The organism is Mesorhizobium sp. M0106, assembly GCF_040322715.1.
GTDB lineage: Bacteria > Pseudomonadota > Alphaproteobacteria > Rhizobiales > Rhizobiaceae > Mesorhizobium.
Map to the genome: position 1 here is coordinate 1 of NZ_JAMYUA010000089.1, position 9,318 is coordinate 9,318.

Below are 9,318 nucleotides of genomic sequence, written 5' to 3' on the forward strand. Positions count from 1 at the left end.
GCGTCCGCTAACAGCCGATCCCGCTCAACAGCGCTTTGATTTTCAATGACATAGAAAGTGAGCATTATGACGCGTGGCTGCTCGGCCACAACAATCTGTCCTCGACGGCGCGCTACACCAAGGTCTCGAACGGCCTCATCCGGCGCACGACAAGCCCGCTCGACCGGTTGAACATCGAAGTCGTGCCGTCGGGCTGATCGGTTCCGCCCATGTCGGCGAGACTGGAGGTGGCGGATATCTTCCGCCGCCATGGCGAGGCGTATCGGCAGGCTCATGACGGTCATCTCGGACGCGTCGAGCGCCGCACGATGAGCGCCATCGAACTGTGCCGGACCGCCGAACTGGGCGGCCATGTCGAGGGCTGCCGGTCCTGCGGGGCGATCCGCGTGGCCTACAATTCCTGTCGCAACCGGCATTGCCCCAAGTGCCAGGGAAAGACCTGCCGGGAATGGCTCGCCGCGCGGCAGAACGAGCTTCTGCCGGTTCCCTACTTCCACGTGGTGTTCACGCTGCCGGCCGAGATCGCCACAATCGCCTTCCAGAACAAGGCGGCGATGTACACGATCCTGTTCAAGGCGGCCGCCGAGACGCTGCGCACGGTCGCCGCAGATCCCAGACATCTCGGCGCCGGGATCGGTCTCATCGCGGTGCTGCACAGTTGGGGCCAGAACCTCACCTATCATCCCCACCTCCATTGCATCGTCCCGGGCGGCGGCATCTCCCTCGATGGAGGGCGATGGGTCGCCTGCCGGCCGGGGTTCTTCCTGCCCGTGCGCGTGCTGTCGCGCCTGTTCCGCCGTCTCTTTCTGGAGGAACTCCGAGCGGCCTATGATGAGGGCGGGCTGGGCTTCTTCGGCGATCTCGCCTACCTGGCAAAGCCTGATGCCTTCGTCTGCTTGCTCGCCGAGGCTCGTCGCCGTCAATGGGTCGTCTACGCCAAGCCGCCCTTCGGCGGGCCGAAGCAGGTGCTGGCCTATCTCGGCCGCTACACCCATCGCGTCCCGATCGCCAATTCCCGACTGATCAGCACGGCCGACGATCGGGTCGCGTTCCGCTGGCGGGACTATGGCCAGCGCGGCAAGACCAAGGTCATGACGCTCGACGCGCACGAGTTCATCCGTCGCTTTCTCCTGCACACGCTGCCCGACGGTTTCCATCGCATCCGCCACTACGGCTTCCTCGCCAACGGCAATCGCGCCGCCAAGCTCGACCTGTGCCACAGGCTGCTGGCCGGATCGCAGCAGAACGAGCTCAAACCGGATGCTGAAAGCGCCGCTGTCGCCGCCGAGCGCCTTGCTATGGCGCATCGCTGCCCATGCTGCGGAGAGCCAATGATCACGCTCGCCATCTGGCGGTGCGGCCAGGCGCCGCCGCGCCCCTTCTGGAACGACACCTCATGACCACGCCGGGTGCGTCCACATCACCCGGTACGGTACCCGTCGCCATGCGCGCCGGCACCCCGACCTTGTCCCGCCGCACAAAGCCGCAAGCAGACAGCCCGGCGATAGAAGGCACTGCAGCCTATCCGACGACTCGCGCCATCAGGGTTCCGCCTTCCACCGTGCCATTCCTTCGCTGTGGCCGCGTCGTGAACGCCCTTCATCAGCATGGCGAAGACGATCCCGACCGCTCCTCCAGGCTACAATCCCCATAGCGCCAGATCGTCCCGCGGCTTCGTTCAATCCGGCTTGCAATGAGGTCCGACAACCAGTCCGCCCACTCCGTCGAGCATGGCGGACCTCACAGAAGCCTCCAGATTCCCAAGAGCGGTTTTGCGTGATTCATGAGGGGTTGGCTGTTGGAGGGCGGGATTGGCAACTCGATCTGGAGCGGTGGCTTGAGCCGTTCGTCTCGGCGTTGAGGCACAAGACGCGTGCGCGGATGTGTCCGGCCTATATTGCTGGGCTGATTGGCCTTGGGGATCGCAAGAGCGTCCAACCGATGGCGGCGCGCGACGCAGCCGTCAACTATGACCAGCTGCACCACTTCATCGCGAGCGGCGTGTGGGATGTGCGCCGCTGGAGAAGGTGCTGCTCGCGGAGGCCGACAGACAAGTTGGCGGGAACGATGCGTGGCTGATCGTGGACGACACCGCGCTCCCCAAGAAGGGGCGCCACTCGGTCGGCGTCGCGCCGCAATATGCCTCGGCGCTTGGCAAGAACGCCAACTGGCAGACGCTGGTGTCGCTGACGCTGGCCTCTGGCGAAGTGCCGGTCATGGTGGGGCTGCGACTGTTTCTGCCCGAGAGCTGGACTTCCGATCCCGCCCGGCTCGACCGTGCCGGTGTGCCCGAGGACCATCGTGCCTACAGGACCAAGCCCGGAATCGCGGTGGCCGAGATCGACCGGGCTCGCGCAGCCGGCTTACGCTTTGGCTGCGTGCTCGCCGATGCCGGATATGGCTTGAGCGCCCCCTTCCGGCAGGCGCTCACCGAGCGCGGCCTTACCTGGGCCGTCGGTATCCCGTTCAAGCAGAAGGTCTATGCCGCCGACGTGGCGATGATCTTCCCCGTTGCCGGACACGGCCGCCCGCGCCGCCGGCATATCCCCGATGTGAAGTCGATGACCGCGCAGGCGATGGGGAAAAAGCCCAATGGCGGACGGTCAGTTGGCGGCGTGGCACCAAAGGCCGCCTCTCGGCCCGCTTCGCCGCTGTCCGTGTCCGGGTTGCAGATGGCCCACCCCAGCCCATCCGCGACATGGGCGCTCAGCATCTGCCCGCCGAGGAGGTATGGGTAATCCGCGAGCACCGCTCGCACCGGCGAGCGCAAATACTACCTCTCCAACTTGCCCGCCGAGACCTCGCTCAAGCAGATCGCAGGAGCCATCAAGGCACGCTGGGTCTGCGAACATTCGCATCAGCAGCTCAGGAACTTGGCCTCGACCACTTCAAGGGGCGCTCATGGACGGGCCTGCACCGGCACGCGCCGATGACGAAGATCGCCTACGCCTTCTTGCAATCTCGCCGCCTCAAACAAGCGTGAGGGAAAAAAGAATCCTCGGCCCGCCGCCCCAACCGAGCCTACCGACGTTCATCGACCGACGCCAGTGCATCCACTGCTCACCTGAAGCTTTGAATGCTCAGATGGCTTTTTCACGTTGCAAATATTCCTCAAATCTTCGAATCGGCGGCAGGGCCGCAGATTATATAGCGCCGAGGCACCAGGCCAGTACGGATTTCTGCGCGTGCAGGCGATTCTCGGCCTCGTCAAAGACGACCGACTGCGGTCCGTCAATGACCTCCTCGGTCACTTCCTGGCCGCGATGGGCCGGCAGGCAATGCATGAAGAGTGCATTGCTTTTGGCCCGCATCATCAACTGTTTGTTCACCTGGAAGGGCTGGAGGACGTTGTGTCCGTGCACCTTGTGCTCCTGATGCATGGATACCCACGTATCCGTTATCACGCAGTCGGCGCCGGCCACCGCGTTCTCAGCATCATGGCACATCATGATGCTGGCGCCTTCGTTGCGGGCCCAATTCAGGAACTTATCTTTGGGTTCCGAACCGGGCGGGACGGCCAATTTCAGACGGTAGCCAAACCGGGCCGCGCCCTCAACAAAGGAATGCAGCACATTGTTCCCATCACCCGTCCAGGCAAACGTCTTCCCTCGAACCGGACCACGATGCTCCTCGAAGGTCATGATGTCCGCCACAATCTGACAAGGATGCGTGTCGTCAGTCAGGCCGTTGATGACCGGCACGGCGCTGTGCTCCGCTAGTTCCAGAAGCCGCTTGTGATCGGTCGTCCGAATCATGATCGCGTCGACGTAGCGCGACAGGACCTTTGCCGTGTCCCCGATCGTTTCAGCGCGGCCGAGCTGCATTTCAGTACCTGACAGGAACAGGGTCTCGCCACCGAGCTGGCGCATGCCGATATCGAACGAAACGCGGGTTCGGGTGGACGGTTTCTCGAAGATCATCGCCAGCGTCTTGCCTGCAAGCGGTTTATCTGCGGTGCCTGCCTTGGTTGCGGCCTTACGGGACGTCGCATCATTCATGATGCCGCCCAGGTCATCTGCGGAAACGGTCGAAAGATCGAGGAAATGCTTGGGAGCCATGTTAACCCTGTCAATTCTTCAAATGTGCAGTCATGTCTGGCCTAGCGTGTGAAAACGTCAAGATTCTTCTTGTACATCGGGTGCCACACCCAACCGGCTGGTTCGGTAGCGTTGTTTAAGACAGAACTGTTGTCCACCCGAATTCTTCGAGAAACAGCAAAAAGTAATTGTGTGTCGCTTGTGGATGCCACCAACTTGAGTTGGTCATTTCTGAGGTCCCTTTCCAATGTATGCTGTTTCGAGACCCGCCGGTTCACAACCGATCGAGCGCACCTGCGCACATGAGCATACGGCGAGTGGTTCGCGTTCTAACGAGTGCATTGTGCACCTTGTAAGAACCACTCTTTGCGACAAACTCCCGTGTTTGTCGCTGTCCTGGGAAAGTCCTAAAGCGATATTCTCGGTGGCTCAACTGTCAATCTTGGTGGGTCTGGCGCCGCAGGTCAGCGGTGCCAGAGAGAAGCCGCCTTTCGATTATCGAATCGCTGCACATGGAACGTGGTTCGGCGCGAGACACGCGGAACGACCCGCTTGGCAAGGGGTTTTTCATCGTTTCTTCGCGCGGGAACGGTGCGGCAATATGTCCGGCCTATGAGCGCGGTTCTGTGGACCGCTGGCCTCGATGAAGTCCGCGAGCGATTGACTGATCAAACAAACGCGATCGAAGCGCATTCTCGCGCTGGCCTCTCTCGCCTCGGGAGTTTCGTAGGTGCAATCATCGTCTGTTTCGTGCACCTCGCCTCGGCCGGCTACCGCGCCGGTCAGTCGTTATGGTCGTTGTCTGCTGATGCGCTCGCGGCGCTCTCCGGATTAGTTCCGCCCGTGGCTAGAAGCGTCGGTGCGACCAGACCAAGCGGCAACTCGGAGATCTTCAGGCCGGGGACATGGACGCTTATTTAGTTACACAGGCAACGGGACAATGATCCCGCGTGTCCGTCGCCAACACTGCTTCCGCTCTGCGCAGATTTCTGTGCTACGCAGCAAAGCGAGGAATGTGCGCACGCAGCCTGGCCGGATCGATTTGCCGTCCCCGGCTCTACCTGCAGGAATCTCTGCCGTACGCCCGGAATGGTCAGAGGTGCAGCGCATGTTGGCCGATGCCGAGACCGACAAGCTGCGGGACATCCGCGATCGTGCAATCCTGCTGCTGCTTGCAGTCATGGCATGCGCAGCGGCGAAGTAGTCGGATTGCGCTGTCGCGCGACGATCTGGATGAGAAGGGCATTGCCTCGCCTGAACTGCTCCCTAAAAATTGGTTTGTTGCCTCTCTAATTTGCTCCCGAATCAGCAACTTCGGGAGCTGTGATGGGGAGCATGGCGACACGAGCGGAATTGGTGGCGGCGATCGGTGGACGGTTTCGCGGGCGGACCGAAAAGCCGTTGGACGAATTCGTGGCCCTCACGTGCTTTCATCGCAAGGATGCGATGCGACTGCTGCGAAGAGACTGCGCGCCGGCGAAGAGTGGTCCTCGGCCGGGGCGGCGGGCTTACGGTGATGAGGTGCGCGCTGCTCTCGTCGTCGGTTTGGGAGGCATCGATCGAATCTGCGGGAAGCGACTACACCCGCTCTTGCCAAGCCCGATCGAGCCGATGGAACGCCACGGACACGGCGCTATGGATAGCGAGACGCGCCAGCAATTGTTGACGATTAGCCAGCGACGATTGATCGCGTTCTCAAGGACATTAGGCGAGTGCCAGCGGGCCGCGGCGGCGGAAGGGATCAACGACCATCCGGCGTAGTGTTCCAGTTCGGACTTTCTCGGATTGGGATGACCCCGCACCCGGCTTTGTCGAGGCGGATCTTGTTTCTCATTCCGGCCCATACGCGCGCCTGGCAAGCGACAGCATGACAGCTTTGAGGATCGCCTCCAGTCTCCGGGTCTCCGAACGCGCCGAGACCTCCCTGCCGGGACGTGGATAGAGCAATTCCTCTTAAATGGGGGTCGCACCTCTGGCTCAGCTTAGTGCGTCGAATACATTTAAGGCTCCTCCCCCAAACGCACCAACTGATCTTGACCGAGAAGATAACCCTGCACCCGGCACACGCGTCTTAGAACTTAGACGTGCAAGATACTTGACGTCACCCTTTGCGATTAGACAACCCCATCTACAGTCGGTTGCCACCGAACAGACGAGCCTGCCGGTCGCCTATCAGCTCTGTCGGCGTGAAAGCTGGGTCAACGACCCCGGCCGGCGGGGTAAGGCGGGCGCGCCGGAGGACGGTATCTTCCTCCTCAAGCCCGAAACCGCGCCCGCTCAGATTCGGGCGGCGCAGGATGCTGGTGTTTCGCCGCGCGAGGTGCTGGCCGACGCCGGCTACGGCAACGACACCGCATTCGGCACCGGCCTGAGGTGGGCTTTACTATGTCGTCGGTGTCCAGTCCTCGATCCGCTCCTGGTCGCGGGGCACGCAACGGCTGCCGCCGAAGCCATGGAACAGACGCGATCGCCCGCCCTCGCTCGTTCGGCAGATTAGCGGCGCGGCATAGCTCGACAGCCAGAGTTCGGCCAGCACATCGCCGAGCCGGATGACGGCGTTGAGGTCGGGCAGGTTCTCCAGGCGCGATCATGTCGGCTGCGAGCACATGTCGAGCTCGCTGTTGGGCAATCGTCCGCAGGCAAGCTTGTAGGCCGGGTCGGTGCGCAGCCGATCGAGATCGTTGGCATTCTCGTAGCCGCAGGCGATCGCAAAGATGCGGGCGCGCAGGATGTCGGCCATGGCCTGCCTCACCCGGTGCGGGTGACGCGGGCGCGGCGCTAGACCCTTCACGCCGGATCTCATCCTTCAGAGGCGCATTCTCGGCGTGAAGCCCGGCGTCCTCCGCCCGCAACTGTAGGATCCTGTCGAGCAGGTCCGCAGGGGCAGCGTTCGAGAATCTGGTGGCTAGCGCCACGGCCCGATGGAATCACGCCGCCCGCCAAGCCGTCACCCACCCCAACCCGATACACCCGAGCCGTAACGGGGCGTCCGCCGCCGGTTTGCCCCGATTACTCTCCAAAACGCTGTCATGCGATAAGGCGGGTTAGACTCGCCCACGCCCTGGCGCGGCGGTTGCCACTATGTTCGATGATGCCAAAACCGTTTTATAACACAGTAAGACTAAGCGAAGGAGTTGCGGCGGTTGCATGGTGCCGAATTCCCATCACTCTCCGTTCGTCTTCGTTGTACATTCGACGAGACGGGCATGGCGAGGACGCATGAGCAACATTGTCCGCGGATCGGCATCGGTGTTGTGAACCTGCTTGAAAGAGAAGGCTTCATCTGCGAAGCCGTGGGCTTGCGTGACCAATGCACGGAATAGGGGCGAAAACGCTATTATACTCTTGGCCGAAAAGATCGTGTTGTACAGGTCAAATCCCGCTGTTATATCGACGTATTTCACCCCAGGAATATCCAAACCCATGGAGGGCACGACTGGATCAAGGACCCGATTTACAGTTCTTGGCCCAATATCGTGAAGGATAAACGCCACGGCTCCGTATTTGCTAAATCGATAGCCTTTGATGATGAGTTCCACCGGAACTTGACCTTGTAGCTTGGTGATTTCCATAGCAATTCTAAATCGCATCGGTACGCCCTTTTCTGGTGGCAGTGGAACGAACATCGCCGATACGCCAGAGCACCGAGAAGCCGTGACCAAAAACCGTCGCTACGAATGCGTGCGGCCGAACTTCGGCCCCAATGTCCTGTGCTTGTCCGGATGGGCTTGAGAAGCTGCCGATGGTTGAACCGGTCCCACCCATTCGGTATTCGTACTCGACGGCTTCGAGGCTAACATCCCACCAGCCGAATCCGGTGAGCGCATTAGGCCATGCGGAATGAACCAGCCATGGACACCTAACGCAAACCAAACAGCCTCCGCCAATCCGGTTCGATTCACGGCCGTTCAACCGGCGCGGTCCATGGAACCACTCGTCGGAACTGGCCTAAATAGTCCTCCGGACCACCGTCCCGCACAGCGTCCAGTGAAAGGCAATGGAACCACCTCCGAAGAGCCGGCGAGCCGATGTCGCAACGGCACCACAGTCACCTTGGAGCGCTGTACTCGGCGAGTGAGTTGTGACTGGTTTTCGCGATACTATGTTCGGGACTAACAGACATCACGTTCATATCGATAGGCACTGCGCATACTGATACACACCTTAAGACAGCATCGCCTTGGCAATCTGGCTGCTCTCCGTAGTTGTAGCCCGCAATCTCTGCCTTCGTGACTACCAAACATGGCAGGTATCGTTACTGGGGGATGGTCACCTTGATCGTGACGCGTGGGGTGGTGCGAGCGGCGAGGGTGGCATCTTTAGGCGTCGTTAGACCTAGCATGAAAGAGGCCGCACTCCCTGAAGGAACGGGATCGCTAAGATGTTGATGGCGCTCGAGGGACAGTCGCACTTCCTGCCTTGCGGCATACAGTACTAGGGGGCATGGTTTAGGCCCCTGAGATCGAGCGAATACAAGTCTGCCACGCCAAGATCGTATCCATGTATGCGCGCGGCATGAGCGTGCGCGAGATCCGCGGCCACCTGGAGGAACTCTATGGCATCGACGTCTCGCCGGACCTGATCCGGCCGTCACCGACGCCGTGCTCAAGGAGGTCGCCGAATGGCAGAACAGGTCGTTGGACGCTTGCTTTGCCTTGGTCTTCTTCGACGCACCCGGGTCAAGGTCCGCGACGAGGGCGGCGTCCGCAACAAGGCGATCTACATCGCGCCGGCATCCTGCCGGACGGCGGCAAGGAGACAAGGTATTCGGATTGAGCAGACGGACGGCGCCAAAATTCTGGCGACGCGTCACGAACGGTTGAAGAACGAGGGCCCGCCAACATCATGATCGCCGTCGTCGACGGACTGAAGGACTTTTCAGAAGCGATCAACGCCGTATTCCCGCAACCGGTCGTGCAAACCTGCATCGTGCATCTAATCCGCCACTCGCTCGAGTTCGTATCTTGGAATGATTGCAAGTCGTGCGGCGCTGCGGGCGATATACCGGGCCCGCCGAAGTCGGCCTGACGGCCCTCGATGCCTTCGGCGCTGGCTAGTGGGGCCACCATTATCCGGCGATCGCTCAGAGCTGGCGGCGCAACTGGCTCCGCGTCGTGCGTTTCTTCGCATTGCCCAAAAGCGTGCGCCGCATCATCTACACGACGGATGACATCGACAAGCCTGATTTCGACTTTCTCGATTCCTGTTGCGTTTCTTTGTTCGGCTCAGGTGAGCCTGTTTCTTCGTCCCGGCCCACAGGATTTCCCACGCGAGCGTGTCG

General features: G+C 61.2%; 5 protein-coding genes and 4 pseudogenes. 6 read left to right on the forward strand and 3 right to left on the reverse strand.

Annotated elements, in window-relative coordinates; all coding sequences use genetic code 11:
* Positions 1-77: 77 nt before the first annotated feature.
* The 3 genes and pseudogenes from NKJ55_RS34720 to NKJ55_RS34730 form a co-directional block, all read left to right on the forward strand.
* A pseudogene (locus tag NKJ55_RS34720) lies at positions 78-197 on the forward strand (tyrosine-type recombinase/integrase); the annotation flags it as partial.
* A 12-nt stretch (positions 198-209) separates the two neighbouring features.
* Positions 210-1,400 carry an IS91 family transposase gene (locus tag NKJ55_RS34725; RefSeq protein ID WP_352453828.1) on the forward strand — a complete coding sequence of 397 codons (1,191 nt, stop codon included), beginning with the start codon at positions 210-212 and terminating at the stop codon, positions 1,398-1,400.
* Positions 1,401-1,776: 376 nt separating this feature from the next.
* Positions 1,777-3,068: pseudogene (locus NKJ55_RS34730) on the forward strand (IS701 family transposase).
* 75 nt (positions 3,069-3,143) lie between these two features.
* On the opposite strand, the gene argF reads toward NKJ55_RS34730, so the two are convergent.
* The gene (gene argF / locus NKJ55_RS34735) at positions 3,144-4,058 is read right to left on the reverse strand and encodes an ornithine carbamoyltransferase (protein ID WP_352453829.1); all 915 of its coding nucleotides are present in this window, start codon (positions 4,056-4,058) and stop codon (positions 3,144-3,146) included.
* Positions 4,059-5,372: 1,314 nt separating this feature from the next.
* Between argF and NKJ55_RS34740 the strand changes: the two genes are divergently transcribed.
* Both NKJ55_RS34740 and NKJ55_RS34745 read left to right on the forward strand, forming a co-directional pair.
* On the forward strand, positions 5,373-5,798 hold the full coding sequence (locus NKJ55_RS34740) for a hypothetical protein (protein WP_502904547.1): 426 nt from the start codon (positions 5,373-5,375) through the stop codon (positions 5,796-5,798).
* Positions 5,799-6,132: 334 nt separating this feature from the next.
* Positions 6,133-6,534 carry a transposase gene (locus tag NKJ55_RS34745; RefSeq protein WP_352453830.1) on the forward strand — a complete coding sequence of 134 codons (402 nt, stop codon included), beginning with the start codon at positions 6,133-6,135 and terminating at the stop codon, positions 6,532-6,534.
* Here the strand turns inward: NKJ55_RS34745 and NKJ55_RS34750 are convergent.
* A pseudogene (locus tag NKJ55_RS34750) lies at positions 6,535-6,813 on the reverse strand (transposase); the annotation flags it as partial.
* Between the two features lie 388 nt (positions 6,814-7,201).
* Positions 7,202-7,663: a hypothetical protein gene (locus NKJ55_RS34755; RefSeq protein WP_352453831.1), complete on the reverse strand. Its 462-nt coding sequence runs from the start codon at positions 7,661-7,663 to the stop codon at positions 7,202-7,204.
* An 862-nt stretch (positions 7,664-8,525) separates the two neighbouring features.
* Here NKJ55_RS34755 and NKJ55_RS34760 point away from each other — a divergent pair.
* Positions 8,526-9,214, forward strand: a pseudogene (locus NKJ55_RS34760) (IS256 family transposase); the annotation flags it as partial.
* Between the last annotated feature and the right edge of the window lie 104 nt (positions 9,215-9,318).